The sequence below is a fragment of the Microseira sp. BLCC-F43 genome (assembly GCF_041929235.1).
Taxonomy (GTDB): Bacteria; Cyanobacteriota; Cyanobacteriia; order Cyanobacteriales; family Aerosakkonemataceae; genus Microseira.
Genome location: NZ_JBHFNP010000022.1, coordinates 123404 through 148034, shown reverse-complemented (window position 1 = coordinate 148034; position 24631 = coordinate 123404). Strand labels below are relative to the sequence as shown.

Below are 24631 nucleotides of genomic sequence, written 5' to 3'. Positions count from 1 at the left end.
ACTCTCCTGATCATCAGGGTGCATCTACTTAACAAAATATAGCACCTTGGGTATGAGGGGTGTCACCCCCTATCTAAAAAGTTTTCATGAACAAACTATTAAGTTATGATGAAAATTGATGAAATAAGTATTTATACATAAAAATTGGTAGGGAGAAGTACCATCCGCTCTCCCTACCACCATATACGCCGATCCGAATAGGGGATCGACATGATATTCTTGTCCTGGGTTAACCGTTGAGCTTTTGAGCCAACAACTGGTTAGTTAACTTGGGATCGGCTCTTCCTTCGGTTTTCTTCATCACCTGTCCGACGAAGAAGCCCAAAAGCTTGGTTTTACCGTTACGGTACTGTTCCAGTTCTTTGGGATTGGCTGCGATAATTTCATCGATGATGGGTTCTAGCGCCGAAGAGTCAATCGGACGCGGTAGCTTATCGATTGAAATATCGCCGGAAAGCAACTTCGGCAGAGACTCTTTGACAATTTTGCCGGTGAGTTCTCCCGTTTCAATCAGGGAAACTAGCTCAGCTAAACTGGAAGGTTTAAAGGCCAAATCCGCGATACTGAGTTTGTTGGCATTGAGATATGCCGCGATATCGCCCATCACCCAGTTAGCCGCTTGCTTGGAATTTGCACCTCCGGTAACGGTGGCTTCAAAATATTCTGCCACCGAGCGATCGTCGGTCAATACCCGCGCATCGTAAGCGGAAAGTCCCAATTCGCTTTCGTACCGATGGCGCTTTTGCGCTGGAAGTTCTGGCAGTTCCGACTTCCATTGTTGGAGCGTTTCGGCAGATACTTGAATTGGCGTTAAGTCGGGTTCGGGGAAATAGCGGTAATCGCTAGAACCTTCCTTACTCCGCATACTTACAGTGCGTTGGCTACCTTCTTCCCAGAGTCGGGTTTCTTGGACGATTCTTTCTCCTGCTTCAATCGCTTCAATTTGGCGCTCGATTTCGTATTCAATTGCTTTTTGGATGGCAGAGAAGGAGTTCATGTTTTTGATTTCTACCTTCGTGCCAAATTCCTTTTGTCCTACCGGGCGCACGGAGATATTCACGTCGCAGCGGAGGGAACCTTCTTGCATGTTGCCATCGCTGACGCCGAGATAGCGCATAATTCGCCGCAATTCTTGGGCATATTCGGCAGCTTCAGTCCCGGAGCGGATATCGGGTTCGGATACAATTTCCACCAGAGGTACGCCCGTGCGGTTGTAGTCTACCAGGGAGTGAGTGGATCCGGCTAGGCGATCGCTTCCCGCATGTACGAGTTTCCCCGCATCTTCTTCCATATGCAGGCGAGTAATGCCAATCCGCTTGCGAATCGGATTGCCATTTTCATCCACTAACTCTATTTCCAGCCATCCATGCTGAGCAATCGGCAAGTCGTACTGGGAAATTTGATAGTTTTTCGGCAAATCCGGGTAAAAATATTGTTTCCGGTCGAATTTGCTGTATGGTGCAATTTCGCAATTCAGGGCTAAACCCGCTTTAACGGCATACTCTAGCACCTTTTGATTGAGTACCGGCAACACCCCAGGCATTCCCATACAGATGGGACAGACATTGGTGTTGGGGGGCGAATCGAATTCTGTGGAACAGTTACAGAATATTTTGGTAGCGGTACTGAGTTGACAGTGGGTTTCTAAACCGATGACGGCTTCGTATTGGGTTTTAACCGGAGCGGCTGTAGTCATAATGCTTAATGATAGCATCCGAAGCTTGGATTATATCTTACGGGCAGGGAGAGTCAGGGCTGCACGAGGGTTTTTTCGGACATAAAATCCTAAATGATTGGCAACGGGACGCTCGCGCATCGGTAACTTAGTATGAATCGGTGCATTTAATCCACGGATGCCTTTGCGATCGCTCACAACCATTGTAGTAGAACCGCCCCCATCTAAATTTAGCGCCGTCTCAGCACCCAAATTGACTATTATCTCGCTCAGTTCTGCTAAAGTTACCCCTTCGCTGTAATGGGGTTGCTTCCCATCTACCGCAATTAGCCATAATTTTTTGCCGACCGCCACTGCCACGCGCCCATACGGTTTTTCCCCATCACTCGCATCTGATTTTACTGTCTTGCCCCCACTTACCAACATATCAATCCCTGCTACAGCTTGAAGCGTACCATCAGGACAACGCCCACTTTCAACAATTTGGGCGCGATTGTTAGTATCAAAGCATAATACAGGCCACCCCGCTCTGGGGGGAGAGTAGACAAATCCCTGGGAAATTGCTTGTCCTATTACGTTAGTTTTATCTCCACTATGGGGATAAAAATCCCAGGGGTGTTCTTCGCGAAAAGGGCCAAAATAATTGGCATTGATCGCCAGTTGCAATTTGAATTCTTTGACCAATTCAGAAGTAGTCCTAGCCCTACTTTCTCCGTATTGTGGCATTGGTTTTCCCGGCGTTACCAAAACCCCAATTCCCGTTGCATTCAAGTCAATACTGACGATGTGAAGCATATAATGCCTTGGCGTCGATCTCTCCTTGATAGATAATTCCCTGAAATAAAGTTGTTTTTAAATCGTTGCGGGGTGGACGAAGTAAGTAGAGATACCCATAAAATAGGAAGGGTAATATTAACAGTTCAAAAACTAATGCAGCTAGCCAACGTTTTGTGGAATGGGTCATGGGTAATTGGTAATTGGTAATTGTGTAGGGGCGGGTTTTACCAACAGGACTTATTACACACTACGAGCTTAGAAACCGGGTTTCTTGCTGCGAACGCGAGTGCGGAAGGGAGGCATATCTTTAGTTGGCAAGCGACGATTTTTCAGAGAAACCCGGAATATGAGCCTAAGTCCTGACCAAATATCTATACCAATTAATTTTAACCCGCCCCGGTTAGCCTGGTTAAAATTAATTTGGCGCATTTATCTAAGTTATCTGTGACATGGAGATTATGACTAGCGCTCGCTCGTACAATTTTACCAATAAAGACTTGCGAAACCGCTCGTTTAAAAGCCGCAACCTCAAAGGGGCAAACTTCAGCAAAGCGGATATTCGCGGGTGCGATTTCAGTTATGCAATACTTGCAGGAGCCAATTTTGAGCGCGTGCGGACTGGAATGACTTTTAAACGGGTGATACTTGGGGGAATAATTGCTCTTTTCACCATCATTTTAACCGCTAATGCTGTGATTCGCACCGTATTTCCTAGTCTGGGAGAACCTGTAGGAGGAAAAAATTGGTCATACATCGTCGCTTTGATAGTAAGCTTGGGTATTTCTGGAGCAGGTTCGGGGATAATCAATGTCATTACAACCCAGTTTTCCAAATTAACTTTTGTATTCTCGGCAACTGCATCCGCTGCTTTTATTGGGTTTGTTTATGCCGGATTGGCTGCCGATAAAAATCCCCAAATAGCAATATTAGGTGCAACAATCTGCGGATTATTGATGGCATTTTCCAGAGGGAGGTTTCCCACTCGAATTGTAGCCGTTGCAGTTGCAAGCGCAGGTGCGGTAACGGGATATGGATTAGCCTTTTGGCTATGGGCAGTTGCGCTTTCTTACCTAACCGGAAAACAATTAGTTTGGGGAATTGGCTTGACTATGCTCTCGCTAACTTACTTGGCGTTGACATTTAACTCGCTGGTTTTAACTTTCAAAGGCATCAAAAAATATGCGGTAACGTCTTTTATCAATGCCGATTTAACCAATGCTGTCTTTGACTCTGCCATATTGAAAAATACAGATTTGTCGGGTACAATGGGGATCAAAGACAACATATAGGTGCAATTTCAGCGGGGATTTTAACTATCTAGCATCCGGATGAGCCGAAGATTTATTAAGATGCCAACGTTCGGCTACCCAATAAAAAAATAAGATGCCGACGAAATTAGCCGCTAAGTCAGTTAAGTCGAAACTTCTATTAGGTGAAAGTCGCTGAAGCAGTTCATCTACAATCGAACAAATTACAACTAAACTTGGAGCCAATGGCAGGGAAAAATTTAAACAGTTAATCCGCCGCTTGTTAAGTGCTAGATGACTGAAGAAAGCAGCCAATCCTACTAAAACAAAATGCCCTATTGTATCGTAAAATGGAAGAGTTGACGATTTGACTGGGAGAATTTTTAAATAAGCCGAAGCAGAAATGGTCATCAAGATACCAAAGTAAAACCAAAAAGCAAACACCCAGCCTTTGTTGGAAGATTTCATCTGGTAATTCCTCAATTTTAGTCCAAACGACTGCTACAGGCGAGCTAAATAAACCTTTTCGCCTGCTGTCCGAAGTAGGGGCACGGCGGGCGACCAATATTGTTAATGAATGCAAAAATGGTTGATGCCGTGCCCCTACTACTACAAATCCAACTTGGCGCATTTCTGATAACACGAGCAAGTTTTCCGCCAAGGCGAAAGGGGACAGTAGGGGTACGGCATAGATAAATGTTTTGAATCGGGGCAAAATATTTAATGCCGTGCCCCTACAATGTTATTTTCTGAAACAATCTGGGAAATATAAAATTAGTTACCAGAAATTGTCGTTTAGCTAAGGTCAACTTACAAGCAATGCACAAGCGCGTATTCACTTTTGTCCTGCTATTTCTGCTATTCTTTGGACTAGCGATTGGCAACAAGCTCGTATCTAACCCCACAAAGGGCTTCGCAACTGCTGCGCTACCTACTACAGATTCCATGCTTCAACTGTTGTTGAATCAAAATTTTAATTTAGAAACAAATAAATGGGTTGAACTCACTTCCAACCCACTCGCCAACCTAGATTTTAACCAAGAAATTGACAAAGCGATCGCTCCGTCACTATTACCCGATAGTTTATCTGATATTTTATCTAAGGGGTAGCGAGCTATCTCAAAAGTAGGGTGGGTTAGCGCACCCTACTTTTGCTAAATATTTAGTTTAAAATGTCATCTAAGAATCTGGGATTTTCTTATTTTCTTCCCAGCAGCAAATAAGTCGTCATTTCTCCCTTACCTTTTACCTGAATAACGCCTCGCTTCTCCAACTTAAACTTATCTTTTAACCGCTCATAAGTGGCAGCAGTAACTTGAATGCATCCAGGAAGGCCGTGTGATTCCATGCGACTGGCAATATTAACCGTATCGCCCCATAAATCGTAAATAAACTTTTTGATGCCAATCACCCCCGCGACGACTGGACCAGTGCTGATACCGATCCTCATGGTAAATTCAGAATTTTTCTCCTGATTAAATAGGCTAATTGCCTCTTGCATATCCAGCGCCATTTGGGCAACAGATTCAACGTGATCTTCTCTATGCACGGGAATTCCACCCACCACCATATAGGCATCGCCAATCGTCTTAATTTTCTCTAAACCATGCTGTTCAGCCAGCCGATCGAAGGCTGAAAATATCTGATTGAGCAAGCTGACCAGTTCTACCGGAGATGTATGACTAGCCATTGCGGTAAAGCCAACAATATCGGCAAATAAAACAGTTGCCTCGGCGAAGCTGTCAGCGATAGTGCTTTGCTTGTTTTTCAACCGATCTGCGATTGGGTGGGGTAAGACATTTAGTAGCAATTGGTCGGCTTTTTCTCGTTCTGCTGATAGTTCTTTTAAAAAAGATTCCAATGCTTCTAACATCCAATTAATTGTGCTACCCAGACTCGACAGTTCATCCGCACCAGAAACCGCTACGCGCATTGAAAAATCGCCCGTCGTGCCAATGCTCTTGACTTCATTACTCAGACGCGCCAAGCGGGACAACACCAATCTCCTTAACAACAATAAAGTCGCAACGGTAAATACAAACCCAACCACCAGTAGGGATACGATGAAATAATTCAGGCTGACTCGGCCTTGCTTATAAATATCTCTCGGCAGGTCTACCCGCAATAGCAGCGCCGGCTGATTGTAGATATCTTGCAGCAGCGTGTATCCTCTGATCGTATCAGTTGAACTTGGCTGAACAACAATTGAAGTTTCAGAGGACTGTACCTGGGACGACAAAGCAGCTTTCACAGCAGAAACGTCGCTCGGCAACTTGGGATCGGTTACCTTGTACGCTGTAATATTTAAGCGGGTTAATTGACTCAGACGCTTGATTTCGTCACTGTTTAAGTAGCGTCCCATGATTAAAGTGCCTCGAACAGGGCCTTTTCCTTGACCTGTAAGAATTGGCAATGCCGAAAGCACTAGCGCGCCTTCAGGCAACAGCACAATACCGCTGAAGCGGCTCATATTGTTTGGCTGCTGTCGCAGGTTCATTTTAGATCTCAGGCTGGGCAAAAATCCTGTTGGCACTGGCTTAAACTGGCGTTGTTTGAGATTGAATCCCCGCCCATAAACCAGTTTCCCAGAGGCGTTGAGATACAAAATCAAATTGATATTTAGCGTCTGGAAATCTGCTGGGCGGAGATTGCGTTTAATGTAATCCGGGTTGCCATTTTGGATGAAGCCATAAGTTTCATCCCAAGCCGCCCATTGATAATTTAAGGCATTAAACTCGTTCAGGTAATTAGAGTAGGCGTTTTGAACTCGTTGAACGTTCTGTCGTACCTCTCTTTTTTCCAATTGGGTAAAGCCGTTCACCAAAATCGATGATGTCGTAGCATACAAAACCCCAATTAGACCTGAAAGCGTAATGCCAATCGTAAGCAGTGTTTTTTGATACAGTTTCATTTAAGCTCCCCCAGATGATCCCTATAGGTCATATATCTATAGATTTTCTTTTAACGAACCATGACCATACCTATGACCGATGACCGATGACCTAATCCGGATTAATTGCAAAAATTATTTCCAGGCTGAGTAAAACTAAGTTCGGGCGCTTTTGAGGGCTTGTTTTAACTTAGTCGGATTGCACCCTCCCCCTGGCGCGAGGTTGGGGCGTATGCTGCCACAAACAATCCCATTTTTAACACTTTTTCATTGACTTTTTGCCTAAAACATGATACCAAACTCAACCTATCTGTCTGCGGAATTGACCCCTAAACAAGCACCCCATTACCTAGTATACTAACGCACAAATTTCTGATTTTCTTCCCAGTAGCAAATAAGCGATCATTTCTCGCTTTCCTTTTACCTGAATAACGCCTCTCCGCTCAAATTCATACTGATATTTTAAACGATCATAAGTATCATCGGTAACCTGAATGCATCCGGGAATACCCTGATACTCCATGCGGCTAGCAATATTAACGGTATCGCCCCACAAATCGTAAATAAACTTTTTGAGGCCAATAACTCCTGCGACAACTGGCCCAGTATTGACGCCAATTCGCATATTAAACTTACCATGATTAGCCGCATTGAATTCTTGAATTGCTTTGAGCATATCCAGCGCCATTTCCGCAACGGCTTGGGCGCGTTCGCTTCCAGGAGTGGGAATACCGCCAACCACCATATAAGCGTCGCCAATTGTTTTAATTTTCTCCAATCCATGCTGTTCGGCTAATCGATCAAAAGCCGAAAATATTTGTTTGAGCAAGTTGACTAATTCCACCGGGGGTGTATGAGCAGATAATTTGGTAAAACCAACGATATCGGCGAATAAAACCGTCGCTTCGTTGAAACTATCAGCGATGGTGCGTTCCTCTTTCTTCAAACGATTGGCAATCGGTTGGGGTAAAATGTTAAGCAGCAGTTGTTCGACTTTTTCCCGTTCCGATTTTAAATCTTTTAAAGAAGATTCTAAAGCTGACAACATCCAGTTAATCGTTTTACCTAAACTTGATAATTCATCTGCTCCATTGCTGAACAACCGCATCGATAAGTCATTGGTCGTCCCGATATATTTGACATCTTTACTGAGGCTAGCTAACCGTAACAATCCTAACTTTTCTAACAGCAATAGCGTCGCAAAAACAAAAATTAAGCCAACTCCAAACAAGGATAAAATTAGATAGCGCAGACCCACTAAACCTTGCTTGTAAATAACTCTGGGACTGTCTACTCGCAATAGCACAGCAGGTTTGTTGTAGATATCCCGGAGTAAGGCATAGCCCGACATGGTATCGTTGTTTAGCGGACGGATTATGAACTCCTCGGTACTGAGTAAGCGGTTTGATGCAATATTGAGCAAATTTTCTTGAGAAAGCTCAAATTCAGAACGCGCTTGTTGAAAATCAGTTGGTAAGCGAGGGTTGTTAACCTTGTGGATAGTAATAGATAATTGGTTCAGCGCCTTTAAGCGATTGAGTTCAGCAGTGTTGAGGTAGCGCGCGATCGCTAAACTACCGCGACTAGGTCCTCTACCATTCGTGGTAATAATCGGCTGTGAAGCAACAATCAGCGTACCTTCCGGCACTAGCAGGATACCTCGATAACCGCTGCTTAAATCGGTGCTTTGCAGCCCAAAGTTAGCATCAATCAGCCCTTGTGGCATCGGCATCGCTTTTTGTTGCCTCAGATTCAAGCCTTGGCTGAAAACGACTTGACCGGAAGGACGGCTAAGCAGTACTAAATTCAGCCTGAAATCGAATAACAGCGAGTCGCTGAAATTGGTTTTAATAAAGTTGCCATCGCCATTTTCCATAAACTTGTAAGCATGGTCCCACACACCCCACTGACGCGCCACAACGCTGAGTTGTGCCACCTCTTCTGACAAAGAATCCAGTGCGCGTTTCAATTCCTTTTGAGTCTTTCTGACCTCCAAGTCATAAAGGTAGCTCAGCAGGATCGTAGATAAAGTAGCGTATAGCACCCCAAGTAACCCGATGAGGGTGACGCCAATCAGCAGCAATGTCTTCTGGCGTAAAGTCATAAAAATTTTGGCGTTTTGAGTTTACTATCCCACTAGGAAGCGCTTAAACTTGGTCTGGATCGATGCCTTGGGCGCGCAAAAGTTCCGCCAATTGGGCTACCCGACGCTCAGCTTGGGTAGCTCTGGTTTCAGCTTGGGTAGCTCGTTCTTCTAATTCACCGGAAGTCAGCAAACGCTCACCCGTTTCAGCATCTTCCATCATCAAACTACCATCGCGCAAACTAATCCACAGTCCAATCGTTTCGCACAAAATTCGTCCATCATCGTCGGGAGTTAGCAAGCGATAGCGTTCGTTAATTAACCGATAGCCTAGTATTTCATCTATTTCCTCACCCCGTTGGGTGCGGCGATCGATAATGACATATTCTTGCACCCCCGCTTGTTCGTACTCGATAACTTTTATTTCCCTGTCTTCTTTGCGATAGCGAGGGGATACAACTTCAATAATTAAAGCCGGTTTTACACCTTCATCTGCCACAATAAAACGGGGACGATTTTGCTCTTTGTTCTGCACGCCAAAAACTACACACACATCGGGACAGTGAGGTTTAATATCTTCGTCATCCCAAACAATTATCAGATCCCGAAATACGACAACTGTTGCATCTTTGGCGTAGCGACGTAATAGTATATCTTCAGCGTCTCTACAGATGTTGCTGTGAAATGTGCTAATGGGCAATTGATATCCTTCCTCTGGGTGCAAAAACTCGGCTGATGTCAGCGGTATTTGAGTTTTTTTGGTTGTGCCATCCGGTTGAATTAGGGTTTGAGTCCGCCATCCTCGTTCAGCTAGTTCCTCAGTGAGTTCAGTCTGGATTTTTGGTGGTGGAAGTGAAGATTTCACCATATATTTGTCTACTCCTTGTCTACAGTTCGCCACTAGAAACCCGGTTTTTTTGAAAAAACCGGGTTTCTGTCACAATTTCTAGACTAATTCAACGCTTCAATTAACTGATTTCGAGCCGTTTCTAAGGCTTCTTTTAACTTACTCGAATCCCGTCCTCCTGCTTGGGCTAAATTCGGGCGTCCGCCGCCACCGCCGCCGCAGATTTTGGCAATTCCCCCGACAAATTTGCCAGCTTGCAGCCCTTTTTTATTGACTTCTGGGCTAAAACATGCTACCAAACTCACCTTATCTGGTTCGGGAATTGACCCCAAAACTACCGCAGCGTTACCCAATTTTTGCTGCAATCTTTCTGCGGCGGTTTTGAGAGATTCGGCGTCAACGTCTCCGAGTTGTGCAACGATGATTTTGCTGTCACCGACAAACTCAGCTTGTGCTAGCAATTGGTCGGATTTGGCGATCGCCAATTCCCCCTTGACTGCATCAAGTTGTTTCTGGGTGGATTTTACTTCGTTTTGCAGTTTGGTGATGCGGTCGGGGAGTTCTTCGGGTTGGACTTTAAAGCGATCGCTCAACTCCTTAACCACTTTATCCCGAACGTTGAGATAATCTAATACCGCAGGCCCCGCAACGGCTTCGATTCGCCGCACACCCGACGCCACGCCTGCTTCGGCGACGATTTTAAACACGCCGATTTCCGCAGTATTACTGACGTGAGTCCCGCCGCACAATTCCATAGATACACCGGGGAAGTCTAAGACGCGGACTTCGTCTCCGTATTTTTCCCCAAACATAGCGATCGCGCCTTTCGCCTTAGCTTCTTCGATGGGCAAAATAGAAACATGGGCAGAATGTGCTTCGCCGATCCAAGTATTAACTTGTTCCTCAACTTGTTGCACTTCTTCTGATGTCAAAGGTCGAGGACAGTTAAAATCAAACCGCAAGCGATCGAACGCGACTAAAGAACCTGCTTGAGAGATGGAATCATCGATTATCTTTTTCAGCGCCGCTTGCAACAAGTGAGTCGCGGTATGATTAGCTTGAGCGCGACGACGACAAGAGCGATCGATTTGCGCGGATACTTTATCGCCTACCCTTAAAGTACCGCGTTCGATGCGTCCGAAGTGGACAAAGAAATCGGATTCCTTTTTCACATCTTCGATCCGAATTAGCAGATCGCTACCGGAAATATAGCCGCGATCGCCGATTTGTCCGCCAGATTCGGCATAAAATGGCGTGCGATCCAAAACAATTTGCACGTTTGTTCCGGCGTCTGCTTCTTCTACGGATTTTCCCCCGACCAAAATCGCTTCCACAGCGCTTTGACTCGATGCTTGAGAATATCCCAAAAACTCGGTAACTTTAATTTGTTCGGCTAACTTATCCAGCGAACCTTGCACCGTCAAGTCGATTGTTTCGTGGGCGTCTTTAGCGCGTTCCACCTGCTTTTTCATTTCCGCATCGAACCCGGCATTATCGACGGTGAGGTGATTTTCTTCCGCAATTTCTTGGGTTAGTTCTAAGGGAAACCCGTAAGTATCGTAAAGGGTAAAAGCACTTTCCCCGCTGATTTCCGTTTTGCCTTCCTTCTGAAGCTGTTCGATAATTTCAGCCAGCAGTTTTTCGCCGCGTTCCAAAGTTTTGAGGAAGCGAGATTCTTCCCGTTGCAATTCGGCTTTAATTTGCGCTTCCCTGATGCGGACATTGGGATAGGCGGATTCGGAGAGAGCGATCGCCGTCTCTGCGACTTTAGTAGTAAATTCCCCTTCAATCCCAATTAACCGCCCGTGACGCACCACGCGACGAATCAGGCGGCGCAGTACGTATCCCCGTCCGATATTCGACGCGCGAATTTCATCAGCAATCATGTGAACCACTGCGCGAACGTGGTCGCCAATTACTTTCAGAGATACTTTAATTTTCTCATCTGCTTTGCTGTAATCGATGCCAGCAATTTCCGCCGCCGTTTTAATAATCGGGAAAATTAAATCGGTTTCGTAGTTGTTGGGAACCTGTTGCAAAATTTGCGCCATCCGTTCCAAACCCATCCCCGTATCGATATTCTGACTTGCTAACAAGGTTAAATTCCCATCTGCATCCCGGTTATATTGCATGAATACCAGGTTGTAGAACTCGATAAAACGGGAATCGTCGTTTAAATCGATATTTTCATCTCCGCGTTCCGGGTGAAAATCATAGTATATTTCCGAACAAGGGCCGCAAGGACCAGTTGGACCAGATGCCCAAAAATTATCATCTTTACCCATGCGCTTAATGCGCGCTTCCGGGACGCCAATTTTATCGCGCCAAAGGGCAAAAGCTTCGTCATCTTCCTCAAACACGCTGACCACGAGGCGTTGTGGGGGTAAACCAAAGACTTGGGTGGAGAGTTCCCAACCCCATGCAATCGCTTGTTCTTTAAAATAATCCCCAAAGCTGAAGTTCCCCAGCATCTCGAAAAAGGTGTGGTGTCTGGCGGTGCGTCCCACATTCTCGATATCGTTAGTCCGGACGCACTTTTGGGACGTAGTAGCGCGGGGGAATTGGGGCGCGCGCTGTCCCAAGAATATAGGTTTAAACGGTAGCATCCCAGCGATCGTCAGCAGTACGGTGGGATCTTCTGGCACCAAAGAAGCGCTAGGGAGGACTTGATGTCCCCGCTGGGAGTAAAAATCGAGGAATTTTTGCCGGATTTCGCTACCACTCTCGAACTGGGGAAAAAAAGACATGGATTTCTATAACAAACTAAGAACTAGAATTTCAACGCTTTATTTATTTTTACATTTTGGTCATCGGTAATGGGTAATTGCTAATGGCTAATTGCTAATGGCGAAGAATTGCTAGCTAATGACCATTTTTTCACTATGCCCCTGGTGCGCCTGGAGTCTCATATGATGTCAGGCAACTCACCCATAATTAAAACTCTCCCCATCCCCGCGTCGGGGCGTCCCCGCGTCTGCCCTATTTTTGCAGTTCGTTAAGACTCATCAAGTTTGATTAATGGGGTAGATCGGGCAGGAATCGTCATGTTAATTTGATATTGGATACCAAAAGAACGGAACTTGAAGGGTCAAGACCCGGTGTCTCCCGTCTGGGACCCAGTTGCAGCTAGAGCATTTTTACCAATGCAATCACTGCGGCGTTTCCATCGAGCGTGACTTAAACGCTGCGATTAAGAAAGGAAAATGCCCCAAAAACCCTTGTAAGTGCGGCAAGCGCGGAATTTACGCCTGTGGACAGGTTAGGAGGAGACTCCCCTGGTAGAAACAGGAAGCTTTCCCTCAAAGGGAGCGAAATGCTTGATTTGAGTAATTTTTGTCTTGCACCAAGGATAAAGATTGTTGTCGGTGGCAAAACGCTCTCCCAGCGAAAGCCGAGCCAAACCTAAGTCTGGTAAAAAACAACTCCTTATAGGCCGTGGTTGTGAAGCTGCAATGCTTGTACACCTTAGTAGTAGACTGTTGATTATTTGTCCTAGTTGACGATTAACCCTTGAAAAATCGAACAACGCATTTTGGTGAGTCTAGCTGCCTTCGGCTAGGCTCACAGTGTTTTTGGGAAAGCTGTTTTTGGGAAAGCGTCACCCTCAACTGGCACAATCGGTTTTTTCGGATCTTTTAAGTTTTAAAAGTAATTAATGATACATAAAACGCGCAAAAAAATCTTCCCTAGCCCGGCAAAATAATCAGGACTTACCCAAAAAAACCGGGTTTCTAGGAACGCCCTTGCGTAAGTCATGTAATTATTATCACCAAGAATGCGATCGCCTTCGCGGAGAGTTTTGCAGAGACATTCCCCACGTCACCGTGTCCTACGATGAAGTTCGCCATTAGCAATTAGCCATTAGCAACTAGCCATTAGCAATATCTATGACCGCGTCATCTGTGGATTGTACTTAGGCAAAAAAACGGTTATTTGTGTAACCTATAACTACTATAAATTTTGCCAATCAGCTTTTAGCTTGCCAAATTATATTTGATAAAGATTGTGTGAATTTATACTGATTATCCGAGAAATCAATCAGACTCGTTGTAGAACCAACAAAAAAAACGTTAAAAAGACAATCGGTGGCTGAACTAAACGCAGAAGATATACTGATAAAACATCGGTCGGGGTGTCTTGTTGCTCTTGTTTGGGTCACCACTTTATGTTCTACTAACCGTGAATGTTATCTCGCCTGACCAGGGTCAAATCGTATACCTTCCCACCCAGCGCCTCACGCCAATGGATGGTTCCATTCTTGTAGTTGGCGGCAATGACTTCCAAGCGACAATTTTAGACCGCCTTCCAACGTTACCAGCTTGTGATGTAGATGTGGCATCCAGCCCGAAAGAGGCACAGCATCTAATTCAAGCACAACAGCCTGACGTGCTGATTTTACAAGCAAGCCTGGTAGGCAATTTGGAGCTTTGTCGGCAGATCAAACAACAGACCAGTCTGGCTTGGATATATTGTATTTTGATCGCCGATCAACCTCAAAACCAGAGCGAAGAAATCGTTCCTGGCTGGAATTGGGAGTTAGCCTATAGAACAGCCGCCCTGGAAGGGGGGGCAGATGCCTTTCTGCTGCTGTCGTTGCAGAAAAGCGAAGATGTACTGTCACTAACCGGGTGGAAGCTGGAAAATCATTTATTGCAAGCGCAAATACGAGCGGGGATCGGGCGGGTGCAAATATACCGCAGCATGATGCGTACCAACGATTTGCTCAGCGCGATCGCACTATCAGATCCCCTGACGGAACTGAGCAACCGGCGAGCCCTAGACTGGGAATTACCCCGGCAAATTCAGAACGCGCGCCACCGCACCACACCTTTAAGCTTGCTGATCTTAGATATAGATTATTTCAAGTCGGTCAACGATACATACGGTCATTTAGTAGGCGATCGGTTGCTAAAGCTGCTCTCGGCACGCCTGCGACACAACCTGCGGTTTCAAGACACGCCTTTTCGCTACGGTGGCGAAGAATTCGTGATAATTCTCAGCAACACCACCCTGGAGGAAGGACAAGCAGTTGCCCATCGCCTCAACAGTCTGATCGGCAAACAACCTTTTGCGATTGACGCCAACTTAGCGCTGCCAGTTACCGTCAGCATCGGCGTCGCCACGCTACAACCAACTGATGACGCCAACGGCATCAGTTTAATCAACCGCGCCGATCAAAATCTACTCAAGGCTAAAACCTCTGGGCGCAACCAAGTCGTTGCCGGAGATTAAATCTTGAGCAGGTGAGCAGGTGAGCAGGGGGGCAGGTGAGCAGGGGGGCAAGAGGAGCATATTCAAAAACTCGGCAATTACCATTACCATTACCAATTAGCCATTAGCCATTAGCCATTAGCCATTAACACTTGCTATTTGACAATATTGCTCGATTATGGTACAACAAGACGCCACATCGTCGCCGCGTTCCATTGCTGCCACGAGGGCTTCGTAGGCAGACCAGTGTGCTTGCAACAGGGTACGCGCTTGCAGGGCAAAAGCGCGTTCTTGCTGGAGATAGGCAGCAGGGGAACGCCCGATCTGAGCTAAAACCGTGCGGAGTTTCTCCCGGTCTTCCGCGCCACCTTCAACGTTGCCGTATACTAAATCTTCGGCAACCGCTCCCGCCATCCAAACAGTGCCGTAACGGTTTAACATCTGTGCCGATAAGATACCTGTTTGGATTTGCGCGGATAATTCCAGGTCGTCAAACGCAACGCCTCCATAGGCTGCACGACCTTGCTTGTAAGCTTCCCAAGCACTCAGTGCGTAACCCGTGACCGGAATGGCTAACAGGTAAGCAACCAGAAAATGTCCGGCTTCGTGGCGGAGTACGCGGGCGCGATGCTTTGGGTCTAAATTTGCCAGCCAATCTAAAAGCAAGGTCGCTCCCTGTCCTTGCCAGGTGAAAGAATCTAACGTAGCCAGTCCCAGAATACCGGCAGTTGCGATCGCCGGAACCGTTAGTGATAAATTAATCAACGGCCCCAGCAACACCGAAAGCGTCATCGCAAAAACAGAAATGGCAATTAAATTCAGGGCAGTCTTGCTCATGTTGGCACAAAAGTAAAAAATCCCAATTCTTTCTTATTATGTGCGCCTCTTCACCCCTTGCCACCGTGCATACCCAAGCGCAAGATAGAATGAATCCAAGCAAAGGTTCTCAACATTTTATTAAGACTCACCAGGAGAACAGCAACGCATGGGCAAAGTAGTCGGCATTGACCTGGGTACAACCAACTCAGTGGTAGCCGTGATGGAGGGTGGCAAGCCGGTTGTCATCGCCAATGCCGAAGGAATGCGGACAACTCCCTCTGTAGTAGCGTTTAGCAAAGAAGGAGAACGCATCGTCGGACAGATGGCGAGGCGACAAGCTGTTCTGAACCCCCAAAATACCTTTTACGCCGTCAAGCGCTTCATCGGTCGCAAGTACGACGAAATCAACCCGGAATTAAGGCGAGTCCCCTACGGCATTCGCAAAGACGAACAAGGCAACCTGAAAATTAAGTGTCCCCGTCTGAATAAAGAATTTGCCACCGAAGAAATTTCGGCAATGGTGCTGCGGAAGTTGGCAGATGAAGCCAGTCGCTATCTAGGGCAGCCAGTGACGGGGGCGGTAATTACAGTTCCGGCTTATTTTAACGATTCTCAGCGACAAGCAACGCGGGATGCAGGCCGCATTGCCGGACTGGAAGTTAAACGGATTTTAAACGAACCGACCGCAGCGGCGTTAGCTTACGGACTCGACCGCAAACAAAATCAAACGATTTTAGTATTCGATCTCGGCGGCGGCACGTTTGACGTATCGATTTTGGATGTGGGAGATGGGGTATTTGAAGTGAAAGCCACTAGCGGCGACACCCAGCTAGGCGGTAATGATTTTGATACAAAAATCGTTGATTGGTTGGCAGATAAATTTCTAGAACAACAAGGAATAGATTTACGGCGGAACCGTCAAGCTTTGCAACGGCTGACCGAAGCCGCAGAAAAAGCCAAAATAGAGCTGTCTGGCGTCAGCAGCACTGAGATTAATTTACCCTTTATCGCAGCTACCGAAGACGGCCCGGTTCACCTAGAATATCGACTGAATCGGTCTGAATTTGAAAGCATGTGCGGCGACTTGGTTAGCCGCCTGCGCCGCCCTGTAAAAAGAGCGCTGGGCGATGCTAATCTAAGTCCAGATCAAATTGATGAGGTCGTGTTGGTTGGCGGCTCAACCCGAATGCCAATGGTGCAAGAACTGGTTCGCAGTTTAATTGACATCGAGCCGAATCAAAATATTAACGCAGATGAAGTCGTCGCAGTGGGAGCAGCAATTCAGGCAGGCATTTTAGGGGGCGAACTCAAAGATGTCCTGCTGTTGGATGTTACACCCTTGTCCCTGGGTCTGGAAACCATCGGCGGCGTGATGAAAAAATTGATTCCCCGCAATACTACAATCCCGGTGCGGCGTTCGGATACCTTTTCCACCGCAGAAAACAATCAAACTCTGGTGGAAATTCACGTCCTCCAGGGAGAACGGGAAATGGCGAAGGATAATAAATCTTTGGGACGGGTGAAGCTGCTGGGCATTCCCCCCGCACCGCGAGGCATCCCCCAGATTCAGGTAGCGTTTGATATCGATGCCAACGGCATTTTACAAGTAACCGCGCAAGATAGAAGTACGGGCAGGGAACAAACTATCACGATCCAAGGCGCTTCTACCTTGAGCGAGGAAGAAGTTAGCAGGATGCTGCGAGATGCGGAACAATATGCCGCACAAGACCGACTGACAAGAGAACGCATAGATAAGCGTAACCGTTCGGAATCGTTGATTTCCCAGGCAGAACGGCAATTGAGAGAAGTAACGCTTGATTATGGCTCCCAGTTTTCCAGCAGTTACCGCTACCGCATCGAAAGCGCGATTCGGGAGTTGCGGGACAGTTTGGCTAAAAACGACGACAGGGGTATTGACAGATCCCAGTCAGACTTGCAAGATGCGATCGCAGACTTGAATCGCGAAATCCGCGAACGCTTCACCGAGGAAGACGACGACTTTTTTGGCTCAATTCGTCGCGTCTTCGCTGGAGATGATGACGACGAAGACTACCGGGAAGACTCGCGCCCCTATTACAATAATCGCGAAGACTCCCGCTCCTATTACAACAATCGCGAAGACTCCCGCCTCTACGGACGCGATCGCTCTGAGTCCCGCCCCTATTACGATACCGGGTCAAGTCGTCGCCAGACTTCCGACAGCATCGGGTCAAGTCGCTCGCGCAAAAATTACCAAAACGATGATTGGGATGATGATGATGATGAATGGTTCTAATTGGTCATTGGTAATTGGTCATTGCTAATTGGTAGTTGAATCAGAGGGGTGACGCATTTCGGTATCAAGTCTTTTTACCGGAATGCCTCTCCCTTACAGTAGTAGGTAATAGAAAACCCATTACCCATTACCCATTACCCATTACCCATTACCCATTACCCATTACCACCCACTAATGACTAAGACAATGCAAAACTATCGGGACTACTACGCAATTCTGGGTGTTGATCGAGATGCTCCGGCAGAAGAAATTAAAAAAGTTTATCGGCGTTTAGCTAGGCAATATCACCCCGATATGAATCAGGGTGATAAAGAAGCTGAGGAAAAATTTAAAGATATTAGCGAAGCATATGCAGTCCTCTCTGACGCCGATAAGCGGGCAGAGTACGACCAATACAGCCGCTATTGGCACAAAAAAGGCTTCCCAGGCAAAGCTACGCGCCCCGCTAAACCCTGGGAAAATGGCAAAGAGCGATCTGGGGACAAATTCGATTACGGTCAGTTTGAAGACTTTGAGAGCTTTCTCGACCAACTGTTGGGACGGCGTAAAGAAAGCCGCGTCGCCACCCCAGCTGATTTCAATTCCCGCGCATCGGTATCAACAGCCGATCCGTTCCGTCCCGGTACAACTAAAGTAGCTTATACTGTATCCCCGCGTCCCGCCCGCAAAGATATTGAAGCGCGACTAACGATACCCCTAGAAAAAGCTTATGTGGGAGGAGCGCAACGCATTCGCTTGGAAGATGGGCGATCGATTGAAGTTAACATGCCTCCCGGTATGGTAAGCGATCAGCGCATCCGCCTGCGCGGTCAAGGGATTGAAGGCGGCGACCTATTCCTGAAAATTACAGTTGAACCGCATCCGTTCTTTAAGATAGAAGGTGCGGATATTGTTTGTTCTGTCCCGGTGACTCCCAGCGAAGCTGTTTTGGGCGGACAAATTGAAGTCCCCACCCTCGATGGACGAGTCAAAATGTCGGTTCCGCCTGGAGTGAAGTCGGGTCAGCGTTTGCGACTGGCAAATAAAGGCTATCCTGTTGATGAGGGCGACAAGGGCGATCAGTTAGTGGAAATTCAGATCGTAGTTCCCAGAAATCCCAGTCTGCGGGAGAGGGAACTGTATGAAAAGTTGCGGCAAATTGAAACATTTAATCCCAGGACTGACTTACCTGTTTAGGTTTGAGTCAGGGGAATTGCGATCGCCAACTCGGTACCTTGTCCCGGTTGTGAAGCACAAGACAGCGTTCCGCCGTGCTTCTCCGTTATAATTTGGTAGCAAATCGAAAGCCCCATACCCGTTCCTTTACCCACGGGTTTAGTTGTAAAAAAGGGGTCAAATATCTTTTGTTTAATATCTTCAGCCATTCCCATTCCGTTATCGGTAATGCTAATGGCTATGCTTTTGCTCTCCACAACTTCGGTACGAATTGCAATCGAAGGTGTGGATATTTTCTGCATATCAATCGCTTCCTCTAAAGCATCAATTGCATTGTTGAGGATATTCATAAACACTTGGTTAAGTTGTCCGGGGTAGCATTCCACTAGCGGTAAATTGCCGTATTTTTTAATAATTTCAATGTTAGGGCGATTAGAGAAAGCCTTTAATCTATGTGACAAAATCATCAAAGTGCTATCAATTCCCTCGTGAATATCTACAGATTTGATTTCAGCTTCATCGGTGCGGGAGAAGATTCGCAAAGACTGCACAATTTGTCGAATGCGATCCGTTCCAAGTTTCATCGAGTCTAGTATTTTAGGCAGATCTTCGAGTAAGAAATCTATGTCAATTGCCTCTAATTCAGCCTGCACCTGAGACACGGGATTAGGATAGTACTGTTGATAGCGTTGCAGCAGTCTCAACAAGTCTTGGATATATTCCTCTGCATGGGTAATGTTGCCGTAAATAAAGTTAACTGGATTGTTAATTTCGTGTGCCACCCCTGCCACCAGTTGACCCAAGCTAGACATTTTCTCATTTTGAATTAGCTGGGTTTGGGCTTTTTTTAACTCTTTTAGCGTTTGCTGAAGCTGCTTTTGAATCTGCTTGCGTTCTGCGACTTCATTAATTAACTGAACTCGCGCGTTTCTGAGTGCCAAATGCACGTTAACCCGCGCTAAAACTTCGCTGAAATGGAATGGTTTGGTAATGTAATCTACCGCTCCAATTTGCAACCCTTTTACCTTATGTTCTGTATCGGCGAGGGCAGTCATAAAAATGACTGGGATATCTTTTGCCTTCGGATCTGCTTTCAAACGGCGGCAGGTTTCAAACCCATCAATTCCAGGCATCATCACATCTAACAAAATCAAGTCTGGCTGAATCAATGCAATTTTTTCTATTGCTGCTTCACCGCTTTTAACAACTGAAACTTTGAAGCCAGATTGGTGTAAAAACTCAAATAACACCCGGATGTTGTTAGGGTTGTCATCGACAATTAGAATCGTGTTTTTTTGAGCGTCTACCATAGGTTAGTTGCTGGCAAGATAGGGTTCTAATAATTCTGCTATCGCTTCTACGTCAAACTCGTCAGCTCTTGCCAATAACTTATCGGCAATAGCTTTATATTTAGAGTCTAATTGCTTGATGCGTTTTGCTTCTGCCTCAACCAAATTTACGTCGCACCTCACAGCGGCTTGATACAGTTTAACAAGTTCTTCGCCGGGAGGAAACAGGATTTCACTGGTTAAATCTGCGGCTGATTTTTCCTTGATTGAATAGTCAGTTTCAGTTTGATAAATCCAGGTCAACTGCAAGTGTTGTTGTAATTGCCCTAGTAACTGTGCGACTTGGATAGGTTTGGGAAGAAAATCATTACAACCTGCTGCCAAAGCTTGTTGCTGGTGGTAGTCAAACACGCTTGCAGAGGAAGCAACGATCGCTACATTTTGCAGATTTGGCGACTCTCTTATATGCTGGGTCATCGTTAACCCATCCATCACTGGCATTCTCAAATCGGTGATAATTAAATCCGGCTGAATTTCTCTGGCTTTATCTAACCCTTCTTGACCGTTATTAGCTGCAAAAACTTCAAACCCCAGGGGGAAAAGTAAATTAACCACAACCGAGCGATTTTCCCAATGGTCATCGACAATTAAGATTTTGCGTTTTTTGCCTTCAAATCCAATAATGCTGCTGGGTTGCTCAATTCTTTTATAATTTCTTTCTAGGTTTAACGCTGGGGGTAATTCTACCTCAAACCAGAAAATGCTTCCCTTTTCTGGTTGACTTTTTACAAAGATTGTGCTGGACATTAAAGATACAATTTTTTGACTGATGGCTAATCCCAATCCAGTGCCTTCCATCCGCTTTTCTGTGTTGCCAACCTGCTCGAAAGGTAAGAAAATTTTATCGAGTTGTTCCTCGCTTATGCCAACGCCAGTGTCTTCGATTTGAAAGCGAATAAGGGGATGGCAGATTGCAGATGGCAGATGGCAGATTTTAGATTCACTTGAACCAGGATTTATTACTTCGATTTTGAAGGTTACTTTTCCTTGGTTGGTGAATTTAATGGCGTTGCCTAAGAGGTTAATTAAAACTTGACGCAGGCGTTTTTCATCGGCATGTATGGCAGAGGGCAGTTGAGGGGATGGTTGATAGTTGAATTCAATTTCTTTTTGCTCGGCTTTGAGGCGGCAAATTTCTGCTACCCCGTCAAGAAAGGAGGAAAAATGGAAATATTTGGGGTAAAGTTCCATTTTCCGGGCTTCAATTTTAGACAGGTCTAGGATATCGTTAATTAGCGTGAGCAGGTGGGAACCGCACTGGTAAATAATGTCGATGCCTTTGCGTTCTTTTTGGCTAAAATTTTGGGAGTTTTGCAGAATTTGGGCGTACCCAAGGATACCGTTAAGGGGGGTACGCAGTTCGTGACTCATGTTGGCTAGGAATTCGCTTTTGGCTTGGTTTGCTTGGTCGGCGATAAGTTTAGCTTGTCTTAGTTCGGCGGTGCGTTCTTCGACGCGGAGTTCTAATTCATTTTTGGAGTTTCTCAGTTTGGCTTGAGCTATTCTATTATCTTCAATTGCGGCGCATAAAATATAGGTGGTTAAGGCAACAACGCTGATAAACGATTGCAAAAGTAACAAAGATTCTTTGATTGACTGACGGTAGAACGATCCGAAACCGTGGGAAGTGCCATAAATTGCAATCGCACTCACCACCACCACCATTAAAGTCGATAAGGGCGCCCCAAACCGAAACGCCGACCAGATCAGCAGGGCAATGATGATATACTCCAAGGGATAGCCGCCCCAAAACGCAATTCGACAGATGGCGATCGCGCATAACACCAGCAGTAACAACTCGTTAAACTTTCCCCAGCTATATCTTTTTTGCCCTCTTGATGGCGAAAACCACGCCAGTATCGCTGGGGTGACGATCAGTTGACCGGCATAGGTGGCAGTGTACCAACCCCACCAATTGTCACCATATTCTGCCCAAGCCATTTTACCCACCAAACACAAGCTAGTAATGCAAAGCGTGGTACTAACCACCAAACTCGGCATCAGGAGGACAACGAATTGGAAAACATCTCCAGTTTTCTCCAGGATAGGGCGGCGAAGGGTAAAGCGATTAATCAGAAAACCAGCTACTAGCGGGTCGATCAGAGCAATCAAAGCTTGGCTAGTGCCGAACAATATATTATTTTGATAAAAAATTAAGTGATTGGCAATCAGTTCGCTCACCAGGATAGCAGGCCAGATGCGATATCCCAACAGCAGCACTGCCGCCAAATATACAGCTGTTGAAGGCCAAATAGCGGTCGTACCATCCTGGAAGTACAGATCTCGGCATAAAATAGCAAGGCTGTAGTGAATCCCAGGTAAAATTAATAACGCTATCAGTACCGTTCCATCTAGAACGAATCTGGATTTTCGGGCGATTTGACTGATTTGCATGGTTGGTACTTTACCCCCAGTATGGCATTGGGCAGTTTACCCTTGTATTTAAAGGATTCCCGCCAAAATTATGCAGCAAACACCGCAACGCAATCAAATCTCGCTCAAACTTTGAGCGAGAAAGCTTGCTGGACAAACAACTTTTGACTGATAATGACAAAGACTAAGTACGTGCGGCAAGCGCGGAATTTACGCCTGTGGACAGGTTAGGATCCGACTCAGAGCCGCAGTTGCAGGAAGCAAACCTCAAAGCGCGCGAAATGCTCGCTTTGAGTAAGTTTTGTCTTGCACCGCCATGATCCATTAGCCATTAGCCAGATCGCCAATGCCAGCAACAACTGATTTTTTCCAAGCTTCCCAGTGGGCGGGTATCCTGACTTTAGTCGGCGCTGCCATCACCCTGATGGGATTTATTTTAAAATGGGGTATCCGCTTTCGGCTGGTGGGCGCTACCAGTTTTATGGGTGTCCTGACGGCGGGTTTGTTTGCCTTGGGATTGGGATTGTTTACCCGCACGGCGATTCCCGGTGCAGTGCGCTACTCGGTGATTTATGATAATGGGGCGACCCTGGCTGCGATCGCCGTTCCCAATCAAATTACTCAATCCGAATTGGATGCTACCCTCCGCCAAGCTGCCGGTGACTTATTTTCCTACGGTAGAGCGGGTTCTGCCAACGCTCAATTGCTGATTCGGGCGCGTACTATTACCCATCCCAAACCTGGGGTTTCTCAACCACTTTATTTGGGTCAGGTCAAACGCAGTCTCGCCAGTCGCGAAGACCAAAATCTAGATATCGAAATTTATTCGGAAAAGTTGGCTCAAATACCAAAATTTTAGATTTTAGATTTCAGATTGCAGATTTTCAAGTAAAAAATCTGCAATATAAAATCAGAAATCTGCAATTATTCTCAAATCAGAAATCTGCAATCATGTACAATTTCCTGCCAATCGCTTACTTTCAAAATCAATTTGTGAATTTTGAAGACGCTAAAATATCGATCGCTACCCATGCTTTACATTACGGAACAGCAGCGTTTGGCGGATTGCGAGGCATTCCAGAACCGCAAAATAAAGACAATATTTTACTGTTTAGATTAGACCGGCATTGCAAACGATTAAGCGATAGCGCTAGATTGCTGCGGTACGATTTACCAGCGGAAAAAATCGAAGAAATTATAGTAACATGGGTGAAAAAAAATCAGCCGAAAACGTCTTTTTATATTAGACCTTTTGTTTATACGTCGGATTTGGGAATTGCCCCCAGATTGCATAAAATCGAAAAAGACTTTTTTGTGTATGGGTTAGAGTTAGGAGATTATTTAGCGGCAGAAGGGGTGAGTTGTCGCATCAGTTCCTGGTATCGTCAAGAAGACCGCAGTTTACCGCTACGAGGAAAAGTCAGCGGCGCTTACATTACTTCTTCTTTAGCTAAAACTGAAGCGGTAGAATCGGGATTCGATGAAGCAATTTTAATGAATTCCCAAGGGAAAGTCAGCGAAGCTTCGGGAATGAATATCTTTTTGGTGCGAAACGGACAACTGATTACGCCAGGATTCGAACAGGATATCTTAGAAGGAATTACGCGCGATAGTATCCTGACCCTGGCTAAAGATATGGGAATTAAAACGATAGAAAGACCAGTGGATAAATCAGAATTGTACATCGCTGATGAGGTCTTCTTAAGCGGGACGGCGGCAAAAATAACGCCGGTAAAACGGATTGAAGGGTACGAATTCTCTAATAACCGTCCGATTACGGAAAAGCTGCGGGAAAAACTGACAGCGATTACAGAAAACCGCGATCCGAATTACGCTAGTTGGGTTTATTCAATTTCGCTTAAGGATTAGATTGGGTGGGAACGGTGAAAGAGCGGTGAAATAAATTTCACGATGTAGAGACGTTACATG

General features: G+C 45.9%; 19 protein-coding genes. 7 read left to right on the top strand and 12 right to left on the bottom strand.

The window, feature by feature from the left end; all coding sequences use genetic code 11:
- Positions 1-229: 229 nt before the first annotated feature.
- From gatB to ACE1CM_RS03120, 4 genes are all read right to left on the bottom strand, one after another.
- The gene (gatB, locus tag ACE1CM_RS03135; protein WP_374875946.1) at positions 230-1696 is read right to left on the bottom strand and encodes an Asp-tRNA(Asn)/Glu-tRNA(Gln) amidotransferase subunit GatB; all 1467 of its coding nucleotides are present in this window, start codon (positions 1694-1696) and stop codon (positions 230-232) included.
- A gap of 30 nt (positions 1697-1726) precedes the next feature.
- Positions 1727-2470, bottom strand: coding sequence for a phosphodiester glycosidase family protein (locus tag ACE1CM_RS03130; RefSeq protein ID WP_374875945.1), 744 nt, complete (start codon positions 2468-2470; stop codon positions 1727-1729).
- A complete protein-coding gene (locus tag ACE1CM_RS03125) occupies positions 2448-2639 on the bottom strand; it encodes a hypothetical protein (protein ID WP_374875944.1) in 192 nt (63 codons plus the stop codon). Before ACE1CM_RS03125 ends, ACE1CM_RS03130 begins: the two co-directional genes overlap by 23 nt.
- Before the next feature lie 68 nt (positions 2640-2707).
- The gene (locus ACE1CM_RS03120) at positions 2708-2881 is read right to left on the bottom strand and encodes a hypothetical protein (RefSeq protein ID WP_374875943.1); all 174 of its coding nucleotides are present in this window, start codon (positions 2879-2881) and stop codon (positions 2708-2710) included.
- Between the two features lie 29 nt (positions 2882-2910).
- On the opposite strand from ACE1CM_RS03120, the gene ACE1CM_RS03115 reads away from it, so the two are divergent.
- Positions 2911-3741 carry a pentapeptide repeat-containing protein gene (locus tag ACE1CM_RS03115; RefSeq protein WP_374875942.1) on the top strand — a complete coding sequence of 277 codons (831 nt, stop codon included), beginning with the start codon at positions 2911-2913 and terminating at the stop codon, positions 3739-3741.
- A 24-nt stretch (positions 3742-3765) separates the two neighbouring features.
- Here the strand turns inward: ACE1CM_RS03115 and ACE1CM_RS03110 are convergent, their stop codons facing one another.
- Positions 3766-4167: a VanZ family protein gene (locus ACE1CM_RS03110; protein ID WP_374875941.1), complete on the bottom strand. Its 402-nt coding sequence runs from the start codon at positions 4165-4167 to the stop codon at positions 3766-3768.
- Between the two features lie 351 nt (positions 4168-4518).
- Between ACE1CM_RS03110 and ACE1CM_RS03105 the strand changes: the two genes are divergently transcribed.
- On the top strand, positions 4519-4809 hold the full coding sequence (locus tag ACE1CM_RS03105; RefSeq protein ID WP_374875940.1) for a hypothetical protein: 291 nt from the start codon (positions 4519-4521) through the stop codon (positions 4807-4809).
- 88 nt (positions 4810-4897) lie between these two features.
- Here the strand turns inward: ACE1CM_RS03105 and ACE1CM_RS03100 are convergent, their stop codons facing one another.
- The 4 genes from ACE1CM_RS03100 to alaS form a co-directional block, all read right to left on the bottom strand.
- The gene (locus ACE1CM_RS03100) at positions 4898-6610 is read right to left on the bottom strand and encodes an adenylate/guanylate cyclase domain-containing protein (RefSeq protein WP_374875939.1); all 1713 of its coding nucleotides are present in this window, start codon (positions 6608-6610) and stop codon (positions 4898-4900) included.
- A gap of 328 nt (positions 6611-6938) precedes the next feature.
- Complete coding sequence (locus ACE1CM_RS03095; RefSeq protein ID WP_374875938.1) at positions 6939-8693, bottom strand: adenylate/guanylate cyclase domain-containing protein; 1755 nt, start codon at positions 8691-8693, stop codon at positions 6939-6941.
- Between the two features lie 43 nt (positions 8694-8736).
- A complete protein-coding gene (locus tag ACE1CM_RS03090; RefSeq protein ID WP_374875937.1) occupies positions 8737-9540 on the bottom strand; it encodes a Uma2 family endonuclease in 804 nt (267 codons plus the stop codon).
- Between the two features lie 83 nt (positions 9541-9623).
- Positions 9624-12266, bottom strand: coding sequence for an alanine--tRNA ligase (alaS, locus tag ACE1CM_RS03085; RefSeq protein WP_374875936.1), 2643 nt, complete (start codon positions 12264-12266; stop codon positions 9624-9626).
- A 1495-nt stretch (positions 12267-13761) separates the two neighbouring features.
- Here alaS and ACE1CM_RS03080 point away from each other — a divergent pair.
- Positions 13762-14751 (top strand): diguanylate cyclase, encoded by a 990-nt coding sequence (locus tag ACE1CM_RS03080; RefSeq protein ID WP_374875935.1) that lies wholly within the window; start codon positions 13762-13764, stop codon positions 14749-14751.
- Between the two features lie 117 nt (positions 14752-14868).
- On the opposite strand, the gene ACE1CM_RS03075 is transcribed toward ACE1CM_RS03080, so the two are convergent.
- Positions 14869-15567: an ATP-dependent Zn protease gene (locus tag ACE1CM_RS03075; protein ID WP_374875934.1), complete on the bottom strand. Its 699-nt coding sequence runs from the start codon at positions 15565-15567 to the stop codon at positions 14869-14871.
- Between the two features lie 148 nt (positions 15568-15715).
- Here ACE1CM_RS03075 and dnaK point away from each other — a divergent pair, with 148 nt between their 5' ends.
- Both dnaK and ACE1CM_RS03065 read left to right on the top strand, forming a co-directional pair.
- Positions 15716-17824, top strand: coding sequence for a molecular chaperone DnaK (gene dnaK, locus ACE1CM_RS03070; protein ID WP_374875933.1), 2109 nt, complete (start codon positions 15716-15718; stop codon positions 17822-17824).
- A gap of 187 nt (positions 17825-18011) precedes the next feature.
- Positions 18012-19001, top strand: coding sequence for a DnaJ C-terminal domain-containing protein (locus tag ACE1CM_RS03065; RefSeq protein WP_374875960.1), 990 nt, complete (start codon positions 18012-18014; stop codon positions 18999-19001).
- On the opposite strand, the gene ACE1CM_RS03060 is transcribed toward ACE1CM_RS03065, so the two are convergent.
- Together ACE1CM_RS03060 and ACE1CM_RS03055 are read right to left on the bottom strand one after the other, a co-directional pair.
- The gene (locus tag ACE1CM_RS03060) at positions 18998-20290 is read right to left on the bottom strand and encodes a response regulator (RefSeq protein WP_374875932.1); all 1293 of its coding nucleotides are present in this window, start codon (positions 20288-20290) and stop codon (positions 18998-19000) included. The two genes, ACE1CM_RS03065 and ACE1CM_RS03060, sit on opposite strands and share 4 nt — an antisense overlap.
- A gap of 3 nt (positions 20291-20293) precedes the next feature.
- The gene (locus ACE1CM_RS03055; RefSeq protein ID WP_374875931.1) at positions 20294-22723 is read right to left on the bottom strand and encodes an MASE1 domain-containing protein; all 2430 of its coding nucleotides are present in this window, start codon (positions 22721-22723) and stop codon (positions 20294-20296) included.
- A 325-nt stretch (positions 22724-23048) separates the two neighbouring features.
- Here ACE1CM_RS03055 and ACE1CM_RS03050 point away from each other — a divergent pair, with 325 nt between their 5' ends.
- Both ACE1CM_RS03050 and ACE1CM_RS03045 read left to right on the top strand, forming a co-directional pair.
- On the top strand, positions 23049-23561 hold the full coding sequence (locus tag ACE1CM_RS03050) for a Ycf51 family protein (protein ID WP_374875930.1): 513 nt from the start codon (positions 23049-23051) through the stop codon (positions 23559-23561).
- 92 nt (positions 23562-23653) lie between these two features.
- Entirely contained in the window at positions 23654-24571 is a 918-nt protein-coding gene (locus tag ACE1CM_RS03045; RefSeq protein WP_374875929.1) for a branched-chain amino acid transaminase, read from the top strand.
- The last annotated feature ends 60 nt before the right edge of the window (positions 24572-24631 follow it).